16 protein-coding genes are annotated in these 23156 nt (G+C 44.8%); 7 read left to right on the top strand and 9 right to left on the bottom strand.

Features of this window, described 5'->3' with window-relative positions; genetic code table 11:
* Positions 1 to 37: 37 nt before the first annotated feature.
* The 3 genes from R8N46_RS08835 to R8N46_RS08825 all read right to left on the bottom strand — a co-directional run bounded on the left by R8N46_RS08835 (position 38) and on the right by R8N46_RS08825 (position 5061).
* Positions 38 to 1711 (bottom strand): alkaline phosphatase D family protein, encoded by a 1674-nt coding sequence (locus R8N46_RS08835; RefSeq protein WP_115385880.1) that lies wholly within the window; start codon positions 1709 to 1711, stop codon positions 38 to 40.
* Positions 1712 to 2040: 329 nt separating this feature from the next.
* On the bottom strand, positions 2041 to 2418 hold the full coding sequence (locus R8N46_RS08830; protein WP_005377965.1) for a hypothetical protein: 378 nt from the start codon (positions 2416 to 2418) through the stop codon (positions 2041 to 2043).
* 288 nt (positions 2419 to 2706) lie between these two features.
* A complete protein-coding gene (locus R8N46_RS08825) occupies positions 2707 to 5061 on the bottom strand; it encodes a helicase-related protein (protein ID WP_115386397.1) in 2355 nt (784 codons plus the stop codon).
* A 213-nt stretch (positions 5062 to 5274) separates the two neighbouring features.
* On the opposite strand from R8N46_RS08825, the gene R8N46_RS08820 reads away from it, so the two are divergent.
* The 3 genes from R8N46_RS08820 to R8N46_RS08810 all read left to right on the top strand — a co-directional run bounded on the left by R8N46_RS08820 (position 5275) and on the right by R8N46_RS08810 (position 9441).
* Positions 5275 to 6963 carry an NAD-dependent malic enzyme gene (locus R8N46_RS08820; protein WP_005377977.1) on the top strand — a complete coding sequence of 563 codons (1689 nt, stop codon included), beginning with the start codon at positions 5275 to 5277 and terminating at the stop codon, positions 6961 to 6963.
* 154 nt (positions 6964 to 7117) lie between these two features.
* Positions 7118 to 7852 carry a vancomycin high temperature exclusion protein gene (locus R8N46_RS08815; protein WP_005388862.1) on the top strand — a complete coding sequence of 245 codons (735 nt, stop codon included), beginning with the start codon at positions 7118 to 7120 and terminating at the stop codon, positions 7850 to 7852.
* A 218-nt stretch (positions 7853 to 8070) separates the two neighbouring features.
* Positions 8071 to 9441, top strand: coding sequence for an SLC13 family permease (locus tag R8N46_RS08810; RefSeq protein WP_005377981.1), 1371 nt, complete (start codon positions 8071 to 8073; stop codon positions 9439 to 9441).
* A 161-nt stretch (positions 9442 to 9602) separates the two neighbouring features.
* Here R8N46_RS08810 and R8N46_RS08805 read toward each other — a convergent pair whose 3' ends face one another.
* Positions 9603 to 10922 (bottom strand): GGDEF domain-containing protein, encoded by a 1320-nt coding sequence (locus R8N46_RS08805; RefSeq protein WP_054574049.1) that lies wholly within the window; start codon positions 10920 to 10922, stop codon positions 9603 to 9605.
* A gap of 336 nt (positions 10923 to 11258) precedes the next feature.
* Here R8N46_RS08805 and R8N46_RS08800 point away from each other — a divergent pair, with 336 nt between their 5' ends.
* Positions 11259 to 12083, top strand: a complete 825-nt coding sequence (locus R8N46_RS08800) for a DUF2797 domain-containing protein (protein WP_005377984.1) — start codon at positions 11259 to 11261, stop codon at positions 12081 to 12083.
* A gap of 90 nt (positions 12084 to 12173) precedes the next feature.
* Here R8N46_RS08800 and R8N46_RS08795 read toward each other — a convergent pair whose 3' ends face one another.
* Complete coding sequence (locus tag R8N46_RS08795; RefSeq protein WP_005377986.1) at positions 12174 to 13409, bottom strand: cysteine desulfurase-like protein; 1236 nt, start codon at positions 13407 to 13409, stop codon at positions 12174 to 12176.
* On the bottom strand, positions 13393 to 14049 hold the full coding sequence (locus tag R8N46_RS08790; protein ID WP_005377989.1) for a 2OG-Fe dioxygenase family protein: 657 nt from the start codon (positions 14047 to 14049) through the stop codon (positions 13393 to 13395). The genes R8N46_RS08795 and R8N46_RS08790 overlap by 17 nt, the downstream gene beginning before the upstream one ends.
* Positions 14050 to 14408: 359 nt before the next feature.
* Here R8N46_RS08790 and trxB point away from each other — a divergent pair, with 359 nt between their 5' ends.
* From trxB to cydC, 3 genes are all read left to right on the top strand, one after another.
* Positions 14409 to 15368, top strand: a complete 960-nt coding sequence (trxB, locus tag R8N46_RS08785; RefSeq protein WP_005377991.1) for a thioredoxin-disulfide reductase — start codon at positions 14409 to 14411, stop codon at positions 15366 to 15368.
* Between the two features lie 103 nt (positions 15369 to 15471).
* Complete coding sequence (gene cydD / locus R8N46_RS08780; protein ID WP_042521981.1) at positions 15472 to 17259, top strand: heme ABC transporter permease/ATP-binding protein CydD; 1788 nt, start codon at positions 15472 to 15474, stop codon at positions 17257 to 17259.
* Positions 17252 to 18973, top strand: coding sequence for a heme ABC transporter ATP-binding protein/permease CydC (gene cydC / locus R8N46_RS08775; protein ID WP_115385878.1), 1722 nt, complete (start codon positions 17252 to 17254; stop codon positions 18971 to 18973). The genes cydD and cydC overlap by 8 nt, the downstream gene beginning before the upstream one ends.
* A 98-nt stretch (positions 18974 to 19071) precedes the next feature.
* Here cydC and R8N46_RS08770 read toward each other — a convergent pair whose 3' ends face one another.
* From R8N46_RS08770 to R8N46_RS08760, 3 genes are all read right to left on the bottom strand, one after another.
* On the bottom strand, positions 19072 to 20403 hold the full coding sequence (locus R8N46_RS08770; RefSeq protein ID WP_213972293.1) for a D-serine ammonia-lyase: 1332 nt from the start codon (positions 20401 to 20403) through the stop codon (positions 19072 to 19074).
* 83 nt (positions 20404 to 20486) lie between these two features.
* On the bottom strand, positions 20487 to 21581 hold the full coding sequence (gene serC, locus R8N46_RS08765; protein ID WP_054574045.1) for a 3-phosphoserine/phosphohydroxythreonine transaminase: 1095 nt from the start codon (positions 21579 to 21581) through the stop codon (positions 20487 to 20489).
* Positions 21582 to 21718: 137 nt separating this feature from the next.
* Positions 21719 to 22987 carry a DUF945 family protein gene (locus tag R8N46_RS08760; RefSeq protein ID WP_115385875.1) on the bottom strand — a complete coding sequence of 423 codons (1269 nt, stop codon included), beginning with the start codon at positions 22985 to 22987 and terminating at the stop codon, positions 21719 to 21721.
* Between the last annotated feature and the right edge of the window lie 169 nt (positions 22988 to 23156).

Raw genomic sequence — 23156 nt, 5'->3', positions numbered from 1 at the left:
GCACTAGCTTGCGGACTTTTTTCGTATTAGGCTCAGTTTAGCCGATATTTAACGTAGTGCCATCTGTTGTAGAGGCTGACTTGGTCGTCACCTGATATGTTTTGTCTTTAATCGTTGATACGAAATACCAGGTCGACTCTGCCCTGTCGGGCGTAAAAGTAACGCGCATAAAGCCACGCTGTTTGATGTCTGCCCACTGTAATTCTGACACTAAGTGCGGCAGCGTGTATTCCATTTGAGCGATCGCAACAGGGTCTAACGCGAGGTAGGCCTCTAACCCAGGGGAACTCACAGAGCTAGTCGCAAACTCTACCCCGATAGGATGCTTAGATACGTCTTTAAGCTCACTTGCCCATGCGTTGTGCGTATCTCCTGCCAAACAGACAAAGTTACCACTGCTGGCTTTGGCCAGTTGATAAACGTTCTCTCGCTCAACGTAGTAACCATCCCATGCATCTAGGTTATATGGTAAAGCAATGGTATCTAAACTTGGGTCAGAGAGATAACCCGTAATCGCAGAGTTTACCGCTAATAACGCCTCTGTTTTTTGTTCTTCAGTGGCAGTAAACAATTGAAACATCGCGGTCATAACCGAACTTGGCAACTCCATACGAGACATTAACACTTGTTGCCCTAGCACATTCCAAGTTGCGTCGTGCGTACTGAACGCATCCATCAGCCAAGCGAGTTGGTCACCGCCTAACAGCTCTCGGTCTTGACTGCGCGACTGAGCAACTAAACCGCCAATAGCTTCCATCGTTGGTGAGCTGAGCGAGAAATAATCCAACGGTTTATCACGCCCCACAAGTCGCGTGTCGAGCATCATCAAATTGACTAAACTTCCAAACGAAAACTGACGGTAAATCAGCATGTTTGAGAAAGTGTTTTCACGAACGGGCAACCATTCTGTCCACGCGGCAGCCGCAGCTGCACGACGATCATTAAAACTGCCTTCCTCTTCTTGATGGTTTTCCGCACCATTTTTCCAACTATCATTTGCAAGCTCATGGTCATCCCAGACAGCAATCATTGGTAGGTTCGCATGTAACGCTTGCAAATCAGCATCTTGGCGATATTGCGCATACCGTTTTCGGTAATCATCTAAGGTAATACATTCAGTGCCTTTGCTTGGCTCTCGCCCTAGTGCCTCAGCATCTTCACTAGCGTAGCCACCAGCACCATACTCATAAATGTAATCACCGAGATGAAGCACCACATCAAACGGTTCTTGCTCATGTTGATTTAAGATCTCTCGATACACATGGAAGTAACCAGCAGGATAGTTTGCACAAGAAACAACCGCCATGGATGCCTTTTCTACACCATCTTCTGGTAATGTTTGAGTTTGCCCGACTTCGCTAGTGACATCTCCAACCATGAATCGATAGTAGTAGCGAGAATTTGCATTGAGATTTTGAACATCGACTTTTACCGTGAAATCTCGGCTCGTGTCTGTGGCAAAAGTGCCACTTTGCACGATATCAGTAAAATTTTCGTTAGATGAAACTTGCCAGCTTACATCTGCGTAGCTTGCTGAGGTTGTAACACGAGTCCAAATGATTACTTGTGTTTGAGTAGGATCTCCACTCGCCACTCCGTGCTCAAAGGTAACCGCAACAGATTCACTAGCATCGCTACCACAGCCCACCAGCCCGGTAACAATCGCCGTTGAAGAGGCAGCTTTCATAAAGTCTCGACGAGACAAAGACATATTGACTTCCTTTCTTATTGTGTTTGTTTTTATGCCCAAATGACGTGGTGACTCAATCATCCTTGTGTGCCAATAAGGGACGTTAATTCGAACTTACAGTACCAACCACTTAGTCGGTAATTTGTCCTAAAAACACAAAGTTAGAAGCTAGTTATGACAATTGCATTTCCAAACGTTACATTTTTGTTAATTTAAGTGCAAATACTCTATATTCATCACACTTCCAAGACCTGTGACAAAAACCTCAAAATAAAAAAGCGACCTACTTTGAGGTCGCTTTTCATTGCACTATTGTTAAGTAGTACATCGATGAAGTGGAAATACTCAGCCTAAAACTTGATGTTAAGAACATCTTGTTCTGACGTATCCACCTTCAACTGACTGCGAGATTCTATGTACTCGATTTGCTGAACATCGAGCGAATATGGCATAACGACTCGCAATTCATTGATCCCTTCATGTTTAGCTAACTGGGTTAAGCGGACCAAATTGGATTCATCACTTTTACGAGAAGACATCGATTTTAATGCGGCATCCCACAACCGATCTTCAGGCTTGCTCAATTCCGCAATGTTCTGTTTCCACATCAAACCGAAAATAGGCGCGATGGTGGCAAATGCCTCTAAAAAGGTCCATTTTTTACTACCTGTCGCTCCTAAAAAGCTAGTGTAGTCGAATTCAATGCACGTCTTTCCTTGTTGATCCATTCTATGCCCCCGACACTCGAAAATGAGATATACCAAATATCGTTCAACTGTTTTGATATAGCAATGGGATATAAAACATTCGTCTTTTATGCCCTAATTTACATACAAAAGGAAATATTAAAACCAGCTTTGTAACAACTGATGTACAGCTTCGCCATATATAAGCATTCAATTGATTAATATTTCAATTAAGAAACTAAAAACAACACGCAAGTAACGCTATCAATATGAAATCATTATAGATTCACCAAAAAAATATCAATTCTTGTCACAACGTCATCCGCCGACCTACTTTACATCAATCACTCGACTGGCCTTTTTATACTGTATCTTCCAACCAGCCCAACGTGGCAGCTCCCAACGCTTCGGGTCCCCCTTACGGTTTCCCTCTCGATAAACGACCTGTACCAGCTTGCGAGACGCGTAATACTCAACATCCAGTTGGAGTTCTGGCAGCGAAAGTTCTAAAGGGTACTGCTCCGTGAAATCGTCGTATTCCCATTCTGGAACACCGTTAAATGTTAAGTCTTCCGGTTCAAATAACGCCATATCATCGACATTTTCAACGCCTAATGTTTCCAACTGATCCTTTAACCAGCTAGAAAATGTCAAGGAGGCCAAGTCGTTAACCTCTTCTCCTTCGACATTAAGGCCCAATGCGTTGTAGAGTTTCCAGTGTTGGATTTGTTGTTTTCTTTGAGAAGCAAAACCTGGTAACAGTGTCTCGTCTTCTATCATTTCGACAATAGACTGAACAGCAACATCACCTTGTAACGCTTGGTGTTCAGAACAGACTGTTCGCCCGGCGTAGACCAAATGCATTGTTGCTCTTGGCGTCTCTTCTTCATAATTCGTCTCACCTTGTCGCCACTCCCCAAATTCAAGTTCGCGTAGCAACGTCAGCGGGATAGGCATCATAACCGATGCGAGGTTTAGTGTTTGCTTAACGCCTCGTCCTGGCACGCTATGGCTATCTAGCACGATTGCCGCTTCTTCTTTGTCAGGAAAGCGGCTGTTACGCCCAACCAGCATCTCGACTACGCCATTTCCTAGAGCATCCCTTCGACGAGCTCGTCGGACAAACACAAGCTCAGGGTGCAATGAGGCGATGGAGAAAAAGAGCGCTTCACGTTTATATCGAGAGGCAACGTCAAGTTCCGGCAATTCAAACACTTCTCGCATTTGTTTCGCTAAACCTTGTGCCTCTTCGAGCGCGCTAGCGTCAATGATAATGCCTGAGAGTTGCTCCCCTCGAACCAAACGGATCAGTAAAGAGGCATCACATCCGTATGGCTCCTCTTGAGATAGAAGCTCAGCAACTTCACCACTTTGTCGCTGATAGAGCTGCGCAGGCACAGATAAGGCGGCAGCCAAATCAATCATTGCTTCCTTCTCTGGCTTCGCTTGAATTCTGGTAACGAGATCGGCAAACAGTGCATCAATGGGTAGTGGATATACTTTTCTCCCGTGCTGCGTGACATTGCCATCCTCATCAATCGCTTCCATGGATAACAACGTCGAATGAGATGCCTCTAGCGACTTTTCTGGAATTGAGTCGAGAAAATCGAGTGTTGAGAGACGGTACCCACAACAAGCCGCTGCCAGCATGGGCTCGACGAGCTCTTCTCTGTGTAATTCTGGAGGTGTCACCAACTCTAAAGGCGCGTGCTCACCATATAGACGAATACAAGCCCCTTCGGTAACGCGACCTGCTCGCCCCATTCGCTGCGCGGCACTGGCCTTAGAAATGTTGGTTAATGTCAGTGCTGTACGTCCATTTCGTTGTACAGTTCTGCGCTCTAAACCACTATCGATTACCACACGGATATTAGGAATGGTCAGAGAGGTTTCCGCGACGTTGGTTGCCAATACGACTTTCCGTTGCTTTTGTACCGTCAGCGCACGATGTCGTTCTGCATCACTGACCGAGGCATGAAGTTTAACCACCATGACATCACTGCTGCTTTGTAGCATCTGCGCGCATTGGGCGATCTCTTTACGTCCTGGGAGAAAAACAAGAATATCGCCATCTTCATCTTCCAGTGCTTCTTTTACCGCTCCGACAACCTCCTGTTCACATCCCTTTTTGTTCGGTAAATAGCGGCTGTCTGTAGAACGATGTGTCACCGTGACTGGAAAGCAACGTCCCTCCGAACGCAGACGCTTAGCATTCAGGTAACGAGCAAGCTTTTCGCCTTCTAAGGTAGCGGAAGTGACGATCAATCGATGTTGATTTTCATGCTTCAAAATGGCGGTTAATAGATCAATATCCCAGCGTCGCTCGTGAAATTCGTCCACTATCACGACATCAAAGTCTGCTAGCTTGTTTTCCGAAAACCAACGCAGTGCAACCCCCGGAGTCACAAATACAACTTCGGTTTTTTCATCAAAGTAGGCATGAAGCTTGATCGCGTAACCGACTTTGCGACCTATTGGCTCTCCAGATTGCTCCGCAAGAAATTCAGCCAGCGAGGTACAAGCAATTCGACGTGGTTCAATAACCAGAACGCGTCCGTGTTTTGCCGCCCACATGGGCAAGCGGGTAGATTTACCCGACCCGGTTTCGGCTTCCACCACAAGATGGTTAAGGCTTACATGATGGTCAAACTCGGCTTTCAGGCTGTCGATAGGTAGTTGAAACATAGAAATTGGATTTGATTTGATGATGCAAAACATTATACCCAAGTAAAAAAATCCTGCTTTAGGTATCTCTAAACAACCAATATTGCCGATATTTTCGTCGGTATCTGAATTTTTTTGCGACATTACATTGATGTGCATCAACGCATGTTTACAACTAAATAGTGAACCCGTTAAAATTTGGTGCGCATCCTTCAACCCTACATAAGGCACCCAATGAACAACGATAAACGCCCACTATATATTCCATATGCGGGTCCGGCTCTTTTAGCAACCCCTCTTTTGAACAAAGGCAGTGCATTCTCTGCTGAAGAACGTAGTTCATTCAACTTAGAAGGTCTGCTTCCAGAGTCGACCGAAACTATCCAAGAGCAGGTGGAACGTGCCTACCAGCAATACAAAAGTTTCGAAAGCGATATGGATAAGCACATTTATCTGCGTAATATCCAAGACACCAACGAAACATTGTATTACCGCCTAGTGCAAAATCACATTTCTGAGATGATGCCTATCATCTACACACCGACTGTTGGCGCAGCATGTGAAAACTTCTCTAACATTTACCGTCGTGGTCGCGGTCTGTTCATTTCATACCCGAACCGTGACCGTATTGACGACTTGCTGAACAACGCAGCAAACCACAACGTTAAAGTGATTGTTGTGACAGATGGCGAACGTATCCTTGGCTTGGGTGACCAAGGTATCGGCGGCATGGGTATTCCTATCGGTAAACTGTCACTATATACCGCGTGTGGTGGTATCAGCCCTGCTTACACGCTACCAATCGTGCTTGATGTGGGTACCAATAACCCGCAACGCTTAGCTGATCCGATGTACATGGGTTGGCGTCATCCTCGTATTACGGGTGCAGAATACGATGCATTTGTAGAAGAGTTTATCCAAGCGGTACAGCGCCGTTGGCCTGATGCTTTGATCCAATTCGAAGACTTTGCTCAGAAAAATGCGATGCCTCTTCTTGAGCGTTACAAAGACCGCGTGTGTTGCTTCAATGATGATATTCAGGGTACTGCTGCTGTTACTGTTGGCTCTCTACTTGCAGCTTGTAAAGCAGCAGGAACTCAGCTTTCTAAACAACGTATTACCTTCCTAGGCGCAGGGTCTGCTGGTTGTGGTATCGCAGAAGCGATCATCGCACAAATGGTATCGGAAGGAATTTCTGACGAGCAAGCTCGCTCACAAGTTTACATGGTTGACCGTTGGGGTCTGTTACAAGAAGGCATGCCTAACCTTCTTGATTTCCAACAACGCTTGGTGCAAAAGCATACCAATACGAAAGAGTGGGAAAATGAAGGAAATGGCTTCTCACTACTCGATGTTATGCGTAACGCCAAGCCAACGGTACTAATTGGTGTTTCTGGTGCTCCTGGCCTATTTAGCCAAGAAGTCATCGAAGAAATGCATAAACACTGTAAGCGTCCGATTGTCTTCCCACTGTCGAACCCAACAAGCCGCGTGGAAGCGACACCGAACGACATCATTCGTTGGACAAATGGTGAAGCACTGGTTGCAACAGGTAGCCCATTTGAGCCAGTGGTTCATGAAGGTCGCACTTACCCTATTGCACAATGTAACAACAGCTACATCTTCCCAGGCATTGGCCTTGGTGTACTTGCTGTCAATGCAAAACGTGTCACTGACGAGATGCTAATGGAATCAAGCCGCGCGCTCGCAACATGTTCTCCTCTAGCAATCAACGGTCGTGGGGCACTACTTCCACCACTGGAAGAGATCCACTTAGTATCGAAAAAAATCGCATTTGCCGTTGGTAAAAAGGCAATTGAACAAGGTGTCGCATTAGAAATTACTGATGAAGCATTGAACGTGGCGATTGAACAGTCGTTCTGGCAACCTGTTTACCGCCGCTACAAACGCACTGCGTTCTAAGCTTGAGACAATTCGTTTAATAATTAGCCCCTACCATGTAGGGGCTTTTATTTTTTTATCATCCTAACCAGATTTTGGCATAAATGGGCTTCTCTCTTTTTGTTTCTATCAGATATGATGAGAACTAAATTTTTAGTTAAGGATATAAAACGTTTTGTTGTTTTCTCGCATAAGATCAAAGTGGAAGCTGAAATTTTCCTGGAAGCGATTTGCTTTGATTTTGTCGATCTCTGCACTTAGTCTGCTTGTTTCTGTTATTGCCATCGACCGGTGGGTGGTTTTACAAGCCAAAGAGAGCATTTTCACTGAATACGAGCAAATCCCTCAACATGAGGTTGCCGTAGTTCTTGGTACCAGTAAATACATCGGAAAGATCCTCAACACTTACTACACTCATCGCATTAATGCGGCGATTGAGCTTTACAACCAAGGCAAAGTAAAACAGTTTTTATTGAGTGGTGATAACGCCCACCGTTCATATAACGAACCGTGGACAATGAAACGCGACTTACTTAAAGCAGGCGTGCCTGAAGAAGTGATTCACCTTGATTATGCTGGCTTTCGTACCTTAGATTCGATTGTACGAGCAAAAAAAATTTTTGCTTCGGAGCGATTTCTGATTGTGACTCAACGCTTTCACTGCGAACGCGCACTGTTCATCGCTGATGCTTACAGCATTGATGCGCAGTGTCTCGCGGTAGCAGGGCCGACGGCCAACAAGCAAAAAACATCGATGCGTGTTCGAGAACTGCTAGCCCGTGTGAAAGCGTTTTTAGACCTGTATATTATCAATACGCAGCCTAAGTTTCTTGGCCCTCAAGAACCTATCGTCGCAGTAAAAGAGCCAAATAAAGCAGCTAACGAGCCTCTTCAAGTCCCCGTCGAATAGAGGAATAACGTGGCTCACAAGCCTAGTAACATTTCTATAAAACAAATGGGTAGTTTTCTACCCATTTCCAATTCTCAACATCACACTTTCTAATTTGCTCTACGATTCAGGCAAAACTCTTTTTCGCATTCAAAGTAACATTTCATCAATAAATAACTACAAGTCAGTTACTTTGCCATAAAAAACCGACAAAAGGCAATGCAAAAGGAGCACTACCCATGACCGCACTCGCTGTGACATTGAAGAATTGGTTCTTCACTCGCAACAGCATGATTTTGAACGCGAATATCCTATTGTTCATTATCTTGTTTAATACCTTACCCTTTGAACCACAAGTAGTAACCGGCCTGAGCATCTTAGTTTTTGTTGCTATTCTGTGGCTAACCGAAGCGATTCACGTCAGCATTACCGCGCTGCTCATACCACTACTTGCGGTATTTTTGGGTGTGTTCAACACTCAAACCGCACTGAATAACTTTTCCAACTCCATCATTTTTCTATTTTTGGGTGGTTTTGCACTAGCTGCGGCTCTACATAAACAAAAGTTAGATCAAGCTATTGCAGATAAAGTACTATTGCTGGCAAGAGGAAAAATGTCTGTCGCTGTATTCATGCTATTTGGTGTGAGTGCTGGCCTGTCAATGTGGATTTCAAACACCGCCACCGCCGCGATGATGTTACCGCTTGTGCTGGGTGTGATGACAAAGCTAGACGCCAAGAAAAACCACAACACCTTTTTGTTTGTTCTACTCGGTATCGCTTACAGTGCTTCAATTGGTGGTATTGCAACACTGGTTGGTAGCCCACCAAACGCAATTGCAGCCGCTGAAGTTGGCCTAAGCTTCACTGAATGGATGAAGTTTGGTGTACCTATTTCCCTAGTATTAATGCCAATCGCTATCCTCGTATTGTACACGATGACTAAGCCTGACCTTAGCCACAAGTTTGACCTTGACCATCAACCAGTCGAATGGACAAACGGCAAAATGATTACGTTGGCGATTTTCTTACTGACCGTGACGTTGTGGATATTCAGTAAGCCTATTAACGCTATGCTGGGTGGCTTCGCGAAGTTCGATACTCTTGTAGCTATTGGCGCCATCCTTCTACTTGGTGCTTCTCGCGCCGTCGAGTGGAAAGATATTGAGAAAACAACCGACTGGGGTGTGTTAATCCTATTTGGTGGTGGTATCTGTCTGAGTAACGTCCTAAAAGCAACCGGAACAAGCGTATTTTTGGCTCATAGCTTGTCAGGCTTCCTTGAGCAAGCCGGTATTCTCTTAACGATTCTTGCAGTGGTTGCTTTTGTTGTCTTCTTGACTGAGTTTGCGAGTAACACCGCCAGTGCTGCGCTACTTGTCCCTGTATTTGCGACCATTGCAGAAGCCTTAGGCATGTCTCCGGTTATTCTTTCTGCACTGATTGCCGTCGCTGCATCTTGTGCATTTATGTTACCAGTTGCAACACCTCCAAACGCGATTGTGTTCGGTACGGGTCATATCAAGCAAAAAGAAATGATGCGAATTGGTTTCGTATTAAACATTGCGTGTATTGCTGCACTAACGCTTTTCGCTTGGTTGTTCTGGTAAAAATAGCAAGTTCGATTAGCACTACACTGCTGCTCACGGTAATCGTATCGATAACCCAAACTTCCCCCCCTAAGTGGTGTTCAGCAGTTTCCCTCTTGGTGGCCAGTTGGCCACCTTTTTTCTTTCCTTTCAGTGAACGGCTATCAGGCTTGCTTCTTTTCTCAAGCAAGTAAACCATAATGAGCTTCCACTCGGTTGCGGCCATTGCGCTTCGCCTGATACAACACTTCGTCAGCTCTCGCCATGGTTTCTGAGACGCGTTCATTCTGCATTTGGGCAACGCCAATACTGCAAGTTAATGAATCACCGTGCACCCACAAATGATCCTCCACATTTTTGCGAATCATTTCTGCCTTCTCTAACGCTTGTTCAATATTGGTATCAGGGCAAAATACGACAAACTCTTCGCCGCCCCAACGAACGAGTCGATCGTCTGAGTAAATAGAAGTCGCTACCACCATGACAAATTCGCGCAATATGTCATCCCCCATTTGGTGCCCAAATTTGTCGTTCACCTTTTTAAACTTATCCAAGTCCAAATAGAGAATACTGAAGGTGTTATGCCCCCAGCGAACCTGACGAGATTGTTGTTCCAGCCAGTGTTGCACAGCATATCGGTTCATCGCGCCCGTCAAAGCATCTCGATGCGCTAACTCTGCAAACTCATAGTTTTGAGCTCGCAAAGTATCATTCACCTTTTCCAAATGACGGTGACGCTTTTGCGCTTTTTCATAAGCCACTCTATTTTTTCGTAACTCATGCAGTGAAAAAGCCAGTCCAAGCGCCATCCAAGAGAGTAATAATGCATACAACAATGTTTCTTGCGCAAGGTAAGCGCCTTCAAACTCAATTTTATCAATCACAATTCTATGTTTACCAAGTGCCGCACCAGACCCAGTTGCAATATCAATACGTGTGATGTTTGAAAATTCAGGTGCAGAGTGTTCAATCGCGACTCCGTTATCTGCTAACCACCAGGTCATCACCTGAAGATTTTTAATCGGAATTTCGACAATATCGATCGAACCCGACGGAGAAAACTGCATGCCATTATATTTAATGGTGTACTCGTCGTCCGGCTTGGAATACTCAGAATTATAATTGCGAAGATACAAACGTAGGTCGTGGCTAGTGTTAGCCCCTATTCCTGCCTCTTCATATCGCACCTTCAATCGAATCGTATGGTAGTTGGAAAGGTCAATACCCTGTGTTGGCGTTGCTGAATCGGTATAAACCGAGATTCCGCAGTAAGGCCAAGCATACGAGCTCTGCTTTAGTTCACAGCTAAGAACTAGGCTTTGCCGATCGTATGTGATATCAGCCTCACTCACACCTCCTTCACTGGCATCTTTAGTTGCATAGATATTGAAATGCTCAGGTGTAATGGTCAGCTTTCGCGTATCGCCAAGCACACTATAAAGGGCAACCAAACTGATAGTGCAAATAGAAAGAGCAAAGATAAAGTTATGGATCCACTTCATGGGCAAGTGACCTGCTGAGATTATATGCAATACGTGAGGTTCAATAATTTCAAAAAATGAAATCAAGGTGATTTATCAAGAAATAAAATCACTTTCTCATTCAATTCTTAGTTTCGACACATAGTAACGGATTTTGAACCGTTATCACGTTTTAAAATTTCTAAAAAGTGCAGCTCAACTTCTATTTGCGAAGCATTTCACAGCCATAATTTTTAGAAAATAAAACACGATGCATAATAATTTAGTGCAAGACATTTACTTTAAAGCTCCTGTCAACCCTGCATCTCTTCTCCACTTCAGTATATACTGTGCAAAAACACAATAATGAGTAATGTCATGTCATTAATTGCAACTGGCACGCTAAACAAAATGCGTGCTTCTCTGGACGGTGCCGTCAACTACCGTCTTCCTGTCGGTGAGGAAGAAATCGACTTAACTCCGTTTCTGGGTAAAACGCTCACACTGACTCACACTGGCAATATTTTTTGTTGCTCATGTGGAAAGAAAACGAAAAAGAGTTATTCGCAAGGCCACTGTTTTGTATGCATGAAAAAGCTAGCAAGCTGCGACATGTGTATCATGAAGCCAGAGACCTGCCACTACGATCAAGGGACTTGTCGCGAACCACAATGGGGTGAAGAGAATTGCATGGTGGATCACTTTGTCTACCTGTCCAACACATCCAGCTTAAAAGTTGGTATTACTCGTCATACTCAAATCCCGACTCGTTGGATTGACCAAGGCGCGACTCAGGGCTTGCCAATTTTTAAAGTAAAAACTCGCCATATCTCCGGTTTAATTGAAGTTGAACTGGCGAAACATATCGCAGACAAGACCAATTGGCGCACACTGCTAAAAGGTGACGGTGAACCTATGGCATTGCAGGACCGTTTTGCTGAGCTATTGCCTTTAGTCGAAGAGAAAATTGCCGAGATAAAACAGCAATTCGGCGAAGATGCCATTGAAGTATTAAACGAAAGCATTACCGACCTTAGCTACCCGGTACAACAGCACCCAACGAAGATCACTTCGCATAACTTCGATAAAAACCCGGTTGTTACTGGCACTTTGCAAGGCATCAAAGGTCAATACCTCATCTTTGATACCGGCGTTATTAATGTAAGAAAATTCACTTCCTATGAAGTTGAAGTTAGTGAGTAATCGCTTGCAGAACGCGTTGATTCAAATAAAAATGAAAAAAGCTCGAGTTTGACTCGAGCTTTTGTTTTTCTATTAGGAAGAAATCGTTAGTTATGCGTCAAGGATGCTTTCTAGCACATCGAATAACATATCGACTTCTTCTATTGTGTTGTAATGCATACAACCAATTCGCACTACACCACCCGATTCTTCTAAACCAAGTTGACGAACTAAGCCCAACGCATAAAAGTGACCATTCCATACACAAATGTTATGTTCACCCAGTGTTTTCGCGATGAACTCTGGAGAATATCGGTCAAACGTTAGCGCAAAAGTTGGCGTGCGGAGTTGGCTATCTTCCTTTGCGATACCGAATAGATTGACACCATCTAATGCATTCAAACGCTGCAAGAAACGCTCACTCAAGCGCTGCTCATGTTGTTCATACAGTTGGTAGCTTTGCTCCAATCGTTGGCGAAGAGGTAAACCGACTTCACCAAATTGAGCCAGATACTCAACCGCAGAAACGACACCAGCAAGACCTTCAAAACTTTGCGTTCCTGTTTCAAATCGACCAGGGCCTATATTAGTGGCAGGCTCGACTTTGTAAGGGCGAATACTGTGGAGCCACTGATCGGCTATGTAAGCAATACCAACGTGTGGTCCGAAAAACTTGTAAGCTGAGCAAGCTAAAAAGTCACAACCTAACGCTTGAACATCAACCAAATGATGAGGCGCATAATGGACGGCATCCACATAAACTTGTGCCCCAACATTGTGCGCCATGCTGACTACTTGCTGTACATCCACAATAGAGCCCGTCGTGTTCGATGCATAAGTCACAGCGACAAGGCGCGTTTTATCAGAAAGAAGGCGGCTTAAATGCTCCATATCAAGCGTACAATCTTCTTCGTTGATACGAACTTGATGAACCGTAACGCCTTTATCTTCTGCCGCTTGCTGCCAGCTGGATACATTTGAATAGTGATCCAAAGCGGAGACAATGATCTCATCTCCTGCTTGCCAATCTCGACTAATCGCGCGACTAAGCTGAAAGGTTAGTGAGGTCATATTGGCACCGAAGACAATATTGCCAGATGAAGGGGCATTAAGTAGAGCCTGAGCCGACTCACGCGCATTTTGCATTACGTCAACGGTCACTTGGCTAGAAAAATAATGCCCGCCTAAGTTAGCGTTGAAACGACCTAAATACCCAACCATGCTGTCTAGTACTGGTTGAGGCACTTGTGAGCCACCTGGACCATCAAAAAACGTCACGGGCTTGTCGTTGTGGTATTGAGCCAACGCCGGAAATTGCTCTCTGATCTGATTAAGATTGAAGTTCATTACGCTTATCCGTAGCAGTAAGTACAAATACATCCATATGGCCCGCTTCGTCATCAATAACAGAGCGGATTGGGCACGCGTTATGCCACAGCTTGCTATCAGCCAAGATTGCGACCTCTCCGGTTTCTAGCACTTTACGGAAAAATGGGGCTTGGTTATGGCTGCTGTACAGCATGATGTCGCCACCGATGATGTTATGGCGTCCCACACCAACCATTGCAATATGATCAAAACCGTCTTGGTGCACACCTTCAGGTGCTACTTGGGTTTCTTCTTCCAGTGCCCTGATACGGATTTGGTGAATTTCTATTTCTTGACCGTTTGGCAGATGATTCGCATTGACAAACAATTCACACATTTCTCGAAATCCATCGCTGGTAAGAATATCCTTCTCAATTGGCTCGAATTGTCTTACTACATCACCTTGAAATCGGTTGATATCAGAGGATTGAACAAAGCTATTTTTATTTAAGTCGATGACTTTGCCGTTATCAAAGCCAACCACAGAATAACGTCGTAGTCGATACTGACCATCTGCATGTTCGGTACGAGGCAGTTCTTCAAACGATGGGGAAAGCTGCTCAATTGCTGCCATGCTGAGCTGTGTTAAATGTAGAGTATTCTCACGTGAATGTAACATCATTTGCTCCTTTAATGAGGCACATTAATTAACATTTAATTTACACACTAGGTTACGCAAATATTCTGCAATTACCAGCTTTTAACGTTGATAGCTTCAACAAAACGACGAAAACAACATAACAAACCAAACCAAACCACAAAAACAGAGCCATGTTTCAGTTTTACGCTTTGACAATATTTGAAACTAGGCTTCTCTACTACGAATAGAATTTTATGCTAGAAGTCAACGTTCTCAATCAATATTTAGTGGGTTCTAATCTATAACCAATTATTCGATCACAATCGTTGTTTATGCTTTTAAAGCACTAAGAATTTCCATACAATCGAGGGAAATGTTACGCCCTTTTTGGAGCCATAATGAGCGACGTAAAACACTGTAAATTATTAATTCTTGGTTCTGGTCCTGCAGGATACACAGCTGCCGTCTACGCAGCGCGTGCAAACTTAAACCCTGTGCTTGTGACGGGAATGCAACAAGGTGGTCAGCTAACCACCACAACTGAAGTTGAAAACTGGCCAGGCGATGCTGAGGGACTGACAGGTCCAGCATTGATGGATCGCATGAAAGAACACGCCGAGCGTTTTGAAACTGAAATCGTATTTGATCACATCAATGAAGTAGAGCTATCACAACGCCCATTTCGTTTAAAAGGCGACTCAGGTGAGTACACTTGTGATGCCTTAATCATATCTACCGGCGCATCAGCAAAATACCTTGGCCTTGAGTCTGAAGAAGCATTTAAAGGTCGCGGCGTTTCTGCTTGTGCAACCTGTGACGGTTTCTTCTACCGTAATCAGAAAGTTGCAGTTGTGGGCGGTGGTAACACGGCTGTTGAAGAAGCGCTATACCTATCTAACATTGCGTCAGAAGTTCACCTGATCCACCGCCGCGATTCATTCCGCGCAGAGAAGATCCTTGTGAAACGTCTGATGGATAAAGTTGAAAGCGGTAATATCGTTCTTCATACCGATCGCACTCTCGATGAAGTACTGGGTGACGATATGGGCGTAACGGGCGTCCGCATTAAAGACGTGAACAGCGGTGCGACAGAAGATATCGATGTAATGGGTGCATTCATCGCAATTGGTCACCAGCCAAACACACAAATCTTTGAAGGCCAAGTAGACATGAAAGATGGCTACATCATCGTTCAATCAGGTCTTGAAGGCAACGCAACACAAACTAGTATCGAAGGTGTATTTGCAGCTGGCGACGTAATGGACCACAACTACCGTCAAGCGATCACCTCTGCAGGTACAGGTTGTATGGCTGCATTAGATGCTGAACGTTTCTTAGACTCACTTGGTGACAAATAACTTTTCACATTTGTGTCATATCCTTAAAGCCCAGCGGTATTCCCGCTGGGTTTTCTTTTGTATACTACCGCCTCATTAAAACAATTATCATTAAGCCTTCACGATGGATAAGAAAAAGCAAAGCAGCTTGAATAAGTGGCTGAAGCAACAAAGTAAGTTAGCCAAGCGCTGGCTTATGATTGCGATAGGCCTAGGCGTACTTTCAAGCGTGTTTTTATTGGCTCAAGCAGCCCTGCTCGCCTCCATTCTGCACCAGTTAATCATTGACCAAGTCGACAAAGCCGAGCTCATTTGGCATTTTGTTGGGCTCGGTGGCACGGTTATCGGTCGAGCTGCTTGTACCTGGGGTCGAGAGCTTGCCGGTTACCGTTGCGGGGAGCAAATTCGAGTTTATATTCGCCAACTCATTTTAGATAAAGTTCATAAGCTTGGGCCAGCTTACATCAAAGGCAAACCTGCTGGCAGTTGGGCAACGCTCATCTTAGAGCAGGTAGAAGATATGCAAGATTTCTTCTCACGCTACTTGCCTCAAATGTCATTATCGGTACTAGTGCCTTTCATCATTTTGGTTGTCGTATTCCCAGTAAACTGGGCAGCAGGCTTGATCTTCCTGGTCACTGCACCACTAGTGCCTATTTTCATGGCACTGGTTGGGATGAAAGCCGCAGAAGCAAACCGTAAAAACTTTAAAGCGATGCAGCGTTTGTCGGGTCACTTTTATGACCGCTTGCAAGCAATGACAACCATTCGCTTATTCGATAGAACAAAATCTGAAACTGAGACGCTAAAGGGGGCTTCAGAAGTCTTTCGTACTCGTACCATGGACGTTCTGAAAATCGCGTTTCTGTCTTCTGCGGTGTTAGAGTTTTTCACTTCCATTTCTATCGCAATTACCGCTGTCTACTTTGGCTTTAGTTATATCGGGGAGCTGGACTTCGGCTACTACGGCACAGGTGTTACGCTCTTTGCTGGTTTGTTCATTCTGATTCTTGCTCCAGAGTTTTATCAGCCATTACGTGATTTGGGCACGTTCTATCATGCGAAACAGCAAGCGGTTGGGGCAGCAGAAAGCATTGTCGAGTTTCTGGATTTGGAAGTCGATCAAATCAAAGATGGTACCCAAGCGTTAGATAAAAACAGCCCTATCCATATTGAAGCGAACCAGTTAACCATTTTTAGTCCGGAAGGTAAGCAGCTCGCAGGTCCCCTATCCTTCTCTCTTGAAGCCAACAAAAGTACGGCTTTAGTTGGACCAAGTGGCGCAGGTAAAACAAGCTTGGTAAACACCATCCTCGGTTTCATGCCTTATCAAGGTAGCTTGAAGATTAATGGTTGTGAATTGTCGCAACTGGATCTAGCCACATGGCGAGAGGCAGTAAGCTGGATTGGTCAAAACCCGATGCTATTACACGGTAGCATTCGAGATAACATCACACTAGGTAAGCACAATGTTCAGGATGCAGACGTACATTCTGTGTTGAATGACTCTCACGCTGCTGAATTTGTTGAAATGCATGGGTTGGATTATCCGATATCTGATCGTTCTGGTGGTTTATCTGTCGGCCAAGCGCAGCGTTTAGCACTGGCTCGCGCCATGCTACAAAATGGTCGTTTTTGGTTATTAGATGAACCAACCGCAAGCTTAGATGCTCGCAGTGAAAAACTCGTGATGGAAGGCATTAACAAGTATGCGCATGCCACAACGAATTTGATGATTACTCACCAACTTGCGCCTTTACAAAACGTATCGCAAATTCTTGTTATGCAGGACGGCCAGATTGTTCAACGTGGTGATTACGCCACACTGTCGACAGAAGATGGCTTATTTAAAGACATGTTGGAAGCGAACCTCGCACAACGTGAAACAGACAAGGGGAACTTAGATGCGTGATTTACTCCCTTATCTAAAACTCTATAAGAAACACTGGTTTGGTCTTTCGCTAGGTATGCTACTGGCATTTCTGACCTTAGCGGCATCTATTGGCTTATTAACGCTATCAGGTTGGTTTATTTCAGCCGCAGCGGTGGCAGGCTTGACGGTTGCTCGTGAGACCTTCAACTACATGTTACCAGGTGCCGGGGTACGCGGCGCTGCAATGGCTCGAACCGCAGGTCGATGGGGAGAACGTGTCGTTAGCCACAATGCAACGTTCAAGCTGCTTACCGATCTACGTATCTTCTTCTTTAAGAAACTTGCACCACTGATTCCGGGTCGTGTTTCTACGATGCGTGATGCCGATCTGCTCAACCGTCTAGTAGCGGACGTAGATGCGATGGATCACGTATACCTTCGACTTATCAGCCCTGTCGTGATTGGTATTTTTGGCATATTGAGTTTAACGGCTGTCCTAGCGTTCTTTGATTGGCATCTCGCCCTACTGCTTGGCTCGATTCTTACCGTCATGTTGTTTGTATGGCCAGTGCTGTTCTATAAACTGGGTAAAAACAATGGCGAGAATCTCACTCATCATAAAGCGCAATTGCGAGTGGCGACACTGGACTGGCTTCAAGGCTACAGCGAACTGAGTATCTTTGGAGCAGAAGAACGTTATCGTAATCTCATTCTAGAGAAGCAGAAGCAGTTGCTGTCTAACCAATTTGTGAACGCGAACTTAACGGGCATGGCTTCAGGCCTGCTTATGCTGGTGAACGGCATTACACTGGTTGTGATGCTTTGGTTTGCTGCAGACGGCGTAGGTGGTCGTGCTCCTGATCCTTGGATTGCGCTGTTTGCGTTTGCAACCATGGCGAGCTTTGAGATTCTGATGCCTATCGCGGGCGCATTCCAGTATCTCGGTCAAACGTTGACCTCTGCTCGTCGTTTAAATGAAGTAATTTTGGCTGAACCTGACGTTGTCTTCCCTGAGCTGTCGAAACATAAAGACACAACGTTAGACATTGAATTCGACAACATAGATTTTACTTACCCTGACGGTCAGCAAAAGGTGCTGAAAGACTTGTCACTCTCACTACCGTTGGGCACTAAAACTGCAATTGTAGGTCAAACAGGTTCAGGTAAATCAACACTGATTCAGCTTCTTTGCCGCTACTGGGATGTTAACCAAGGTGAAGTTCGAATCGGTGGTACAAAACTGCAAGATTGGAGCGAGTCGGACCTGCGATCAGCAATGACTGTGATCAGTCAACGCGTAGATGTACTAAACGGGACACTACGTGACAACTTACTCATGGCCGCTCCGGATGCAAGTGATGAGCAACTGTCTACTATTTTACAAAAAGTCGAGCTTGGCGGACTTCTTGAAGAGCCGGGGTTAGACGCTTGGTTAGGCGACGGCGGTCGTCAGTTATCTGGCGGTGAGAAACGTCGAATCGGCATTGCTCGAGCATTGCTACGTGATGCCCCAATCCTACTCTTAGATGAACCGACTGAAGGCCTCGATAAGCGTACGGAACAAAAAGTGATGGCGCTTTTCAATGAACACTTTGCTAATAAGACAGTAGTATTCATTACACACCGACTGATAGAGTTAGAAAGTATGGATAGCATCTGTTTGATGGAACAAGGTGAGATCATCGAACAAGGCGACCATCCAACGCTACTCGCTCAAAAAGGTCGTTACTACCAGCTATTACAATCTCTATAATTCGATTTTCAGTGACGAGAAGGGCTCATCAAACGATGAGCCCTTTTGTTATTCCTGTATTAATTAGTTACCTAATTAAGCACGTATACAGTGCTGATTTACCGACCAGATTTTTTGAGATAAGCCGCCATTTCATCTTCCGGAACCATGCCCCCACCAGTTGCCCAAACAAGATGTGTTGCGTTTTTGAGTTTTTCTTCGTCAAATTTCATTTGAGACTGATAAGCATGGTTATTCGAGACGTGCACTGCCCCAATCATACCGGCTAATGCAGAAGGCTCTAGATTAATACCTTCCAGTTCACTTAACTCACCCAAGTGGTGATACATACGAGCGTCATCAATGGTGTAAAAACCATCAAGTAGCCTTTCCATCGCTCTTCCGACAAATCCCGAGGCACGCCCGACTGCCAAGCCATCAGCGGCGGTGATGTTATCGATAACCAAATCTTGTACCGAAATATCGTCATGCAAGCCTGTATGTACGCCCAACAGCATGCACGGGGAGTGCGTTGGCTCCGCGAAAATACAATGGACATGCTCGCCAAACGCTACCTTCAAGCCAAATGCCACGCCACCAGGCCCGCCGCCAACACCACAAGGAAGATAAACAAACAATGGATGATGCTCATCAACAACGATTCCCAAGTCATCAAATTGCTGCTTAAGACGCTCACCCGCAACAGAGTAACCTAGAAACAGCGTCCGTGAGTTTTCATCATCGATAAAGAAACAGTTGGGATCTTTTTCTGCCTCTTTACGACCTTGCGCGACAGCAATACCATAATCTTCTTGGTGCTCTACGACATTAACACCATGTGACCGGAGCTTATTTTTCTTCCATTCCCGCGCATCCGCAGACATGTGGACTGAAACTGAAAAACCCAGCTTCGCACTCATGATACCGATGGACATACCAAGATTGCCGGTTGAGCCAACTGCAATACTGTACTGCTTAAAAAACTGCCGAAACTCATTGCTGAACAATTTGCTGTAATCATCGCTTTCACAGAGCAAGCCGGCTTCAAACGCCAACTTTTCTGCATGAGTGAGCACTTCATAAATACCACCTCTCGCTTTGATCGAACCAGAAATTGGCAAATGACTGTCTTTTTTGAGCATTAAATGGCCCAATATTGGTGTGTCGTATTGCTGCTCCAAACGCACTTTCATATTGGGAATATCCACCACTGCGGACTCAATAACGCCACGCGACGTTTCCGTTTCGGGAAACGCTTTCATCAAATAAGGCGCAAATCGTGTTAGCCGTTCACTCGCCGCTTGAATATCTTTTTCATCTAACCCGACATGAGATAAGCCTTCCTCCAAGGAAGTGATATGGGGGTTGAACCAACAAACCTCTTCAAGATCAATAAGTGCAGCCAAGAGTGGGAACTGCTTAGTCAGCGCTTCAATATTTGCCTTGGTCATTTTACCTTCCTGGAATGATGTGAGTTGAGATAAACAAAAGCGCCGCAATAGCGACGCTTTGGAGAACAACTATCAGTTTGAGCTTACGCGTAGTTTTTCTCAAACTCTTGCATGAAGTCTACTAACGCTTGAACGCCTTCTAGCGGCATTGCGTTATAAATGGATGCTCGCATACCACCAACTGCTCGGTGACCTTTTAGCGCTTTCAGCCCTTTAGAGTCTGCTAACTCAAGGAAGGTTGCATCCAGTTCAGGCTTAGCAAGTTGAAATGGAACGTTCATCAAAGAACGGTTCGCTGAGTGCACGCCATTACGGTAGAAATCAGACTGATCGATGTAATCATACAGTAGCGCGGCTTTAGCGCGGTTCACTTGCTCAATCGCTTTTACTCCGCCCTGTCCCTTCAGCCATTTGAAAACAAGACCAGACAGGTACCATGCAAAGGTTGGTGGCGTGTTGAACATTGATTCTTTTTCTGCCAAAACAGTGTAATCCAAGATACTTGGTAGAACCTGCTTCGCCATACCTAATAAATCATCGCGCACGATAGCAATAGCAATGCCGGAAGGACCAATATTTTTCTGAGCGCCCGCGTAAATCACACCGTATTTAGACACATCGATCTCACGAGAAAGAATTGTCGAAGACATGTCAGCAACAATCGGTTTGTCGGTGATAGGAAGATCGTTAATCTCAATACCATCAATGGTCTCATTTGGACAGAAGTGAACGTAAGCCGCTTCTGGAGCAATTTTCCATTCACTTGCAGGTAGAACCGCGACTTTCCCGTTGATTTCTGTTTTTGCATCAAACACGTCTGGTTCGCAGTATTTTTTCGCTTCAGCTACCGCGCTTTCAGCCCAATAACCACCATCGATGTAAGTTGCCGTATCGGCATCACCAAGTAAGTTTAGAGGAACAGCAGCAAACTGAGCACGAGCACCACCTTGGCAGAACAGCACTTTATAGTTGTCCGGAATATTCAGAAGATCACGTAAATCCTGCTCGGCTTCTTCTGCAACTTTGATGAACTCTTTGCTTCGGTGGCTGATTTCCATGACCGAAGTGCCAAGACCTTGCCAATCGATTAGTTCCTTTTGTGCTTGCTGCATAACTGCTTTAGGCAGACCTGCTGGCCCTGCACTGAAGTTAAATACGTTGTCCGTATTTTGTTCCATGATGCTCATTGCTCCTGCTATGTAAATATTACGAAATTAATATCACGTTTTCGCAGTGATAAAAACAAGAAAAGAGGTCTTACGACCTCTTTTTAAAGACTAAGCGTTGAATTGGAACAAATTCGCAACAACACGAATTACTGTTGTTGCATCAAAGCAGGCATAAGTAGAGCCACCAATGGGAACTCATGCCCATTTTCGAACTTCAATTTGCCTTCACCAATTTCTGCTTTTAATTGATAACCGCCCTCTACTTTTTCGATCAACTCCATAATAAGGAGCTCATCAATCCCTTCTTGAATAAATGGGTAATGCGTTACTAATTCATCAGAGAAGTAAGTGCTAAGTTCACCAGTAGTGGCCGTTACCAACTTCATTGGATCTTGAGTAATATGCTCAGTACCTTCAGGGATGGATAGTTGCCACTCATTGTGGAACTTGCCGTCACCGAACGCGAGTGAAAGCTCGTTCACGGATAAATCAAAACCTTTGCTAAACAGCGTATCGAAATGCGGCAATAAATTCGCAATTTCCTGCTCATCTAACATAGGAGAGCTTTGATAGATAGACATAATTTGATCAAAAGACTGGCTATCCACATCTGCAATTGAGAAATCCAACTTAAAGTTATCGACATCCGTCCCATCAGTTAAACGTAGTTTCTTAGCATCTAGGTTTAATTGACTGTTCAGCTTATCACCAGACTCACTCATCGTAGTGTTACCACGGTAGCTCGCATTTTCAATCAAAAAGACAGGCGTTAAGTTCGCATCAACCACATCTAGCTTCTCTAGAGAGAAAGATTGCTCGCCTAACCAGTAGCCTTTTGCTTGCTTTCCTTTACCTTGCCCTGTCAATGCATTCAGATGAAGCTCTTCACCGTTTTCAAAATCCACTTGAACAGAAGGAACGGAAACTTGGTAATTGAGATCACCCAATACCGTCACATCACCTGTTACTTTTGCAGGGCTTGTAGAAACAGAAACGCCTTGCGCTTCGTTACGATAATGCCAACTGTCTAGGTCGAGGATAAATGCTGTATTGCCATTTAGTTGAGTCTGGCTATGCATCGTGAGAGGCAAAAAGTCATTGTCCACCAATTTTGAATCTGCTGTTAGGCTTGTTAGACCGTGGCTAACATCACTGGTTACGTCAAACGTCGTTGGCATACCATCACGCTCTAACTGCGTTTTAAGCTCAGGATCAACAACTGAATAACGAGTCAGCACGACTGAAGACAAATAGCCACGCTGATACTCGACCACTTCGCCTTTAATCATTTCATCATTCATATTGGTAATACCATCTTCAATGATGGACTGACCAATTTGTCCGACAGCCAATGGCCAACACAGTGCTAATGAGATAGCACCACCAATGGCGCCGATTTTTTTAAGATTTTGCATAACGTCACTTATTAGATATTTTCGGTCAGTCTACCCCAAACCACCTGCGGAGAAAACATTGAGACAAATCAGACTATTGATGCTTATTCTAGTCCATTAATCAGGAATCATACTTGGCTCCCACTCATCATGTCCTTTTATTGTTAAAGTTTGCGTGGCGAAGTTTTAA

The organism is Vibrio sp. 1874, assembly GCF_033344395.1.
Classification (GTDB): domain Bacteria; phylum Pseudomonadota; class Gammaproteobacteria; order Enterobacterales; family Vibrionaceae; genus Vibrio; species Vibrio alginolyticus.
This window is presented reverse-complemented; position numbering and strand designations above follow the sequence as displayed.

Coding starts and splice junctions, on each gene's coding strand:
- R8N46_RS08835 (WP_115385880.1), bottom strand. CDS start 1,711: ATGTCTTTGTCTCGTCGAGACTTTATGAAAGCTGCCTCTTCAACGGCG.
- R8N46_RS08830 (WP_005377965.1), bottom strand. CDS start 2,418: ATGGATCAACAAGGAAAGACGTGCATTGAATTCGACTACACTAGCTTT.
- R8N46_RS08825 (WP_115386397.1), bottom strand. CDS start 5,061: ATGTTTCAACTACCTATCGACAGCCTGAAAGCCGAGTTTGACCATCAT.
- R8N46_RS08820 (WP_005377977.1), top strand. CDS start 5,275: ATGAACAACGATAAACGCCCACTATATATTCCATATGCGGGTCCGGCT.
- R8N46_RS08810 (WP_005377981.1), top strand. CDS start 8,071: ATGACCGCACTCGCTGTGACATTGAAGAATTGGTTCTTCACTCGCAAC.
- R8N46_RS08805 (WP_054574049.1), bottom strand. CDS start 10,922: ATGAAGTGGATCCATAACTTTATCTTTGCTCTTTCTATTTGCACTATC.
- R8N46_RS08800 (WP_005377984.1), top strand. CDS start 11,259: ATGTCATTAATTGCAACTGGCACGCTAAACAAAATGCGTGCTTCTCTG.
- R8N46_RS08795 (WP_005377986.1), bottom strand. CDS start 13,409: ATGAACTTCAATCTTAATCAGATCAGAGAGCAATTTCCGGCGTTGGCT.
- R8N46_RS08790 (WP_005377989.1), bottom strand. CDS start 14,049: ATGTTACATTCACGTGAGAATACTCTACATTTAACACAGCTCAGCATG.
- trxB (WP_005377991.1), top strand. CDS start 14,409: ATGAGCGACGTAAAACACTGTAAATTATTAATTCTTGGTTCTGGTCCT.
- cydD (WP_042521981.1), top strand. CDS start 15,472: ATGGATAAGAAAAAGCAAAGCAGCTTGAATAAGTGGCTGAAGCAACAA.
- cydC (WP_115385878.1), top strand. CDS start 17,252: ATGCGTGATTTACTCCCTTATCTAAAACTCTATAAGAAACACTGGTTT.
- R8N46_RS08770 (WP_213972293.1), bottom strand. CDS start 20,403: ATGACCAAGGCAAATATTGAAGCGCTGACTAAGCAGTTCCCACTCTTG.
- serC (WP_054574045.1), bottom strand. CDS start 21,581: ATGGAACAAAATACGGACAACGTATTTAACTTCAGTGCAGGGCCAGCA.
- R8N46_RS08760 (WP_115385875.1), bottom strand. CDS start 22,987: ATGCAAAATCTTAAAAAAATCGGCGCCATTGGTGGTGCTATCTCATTA.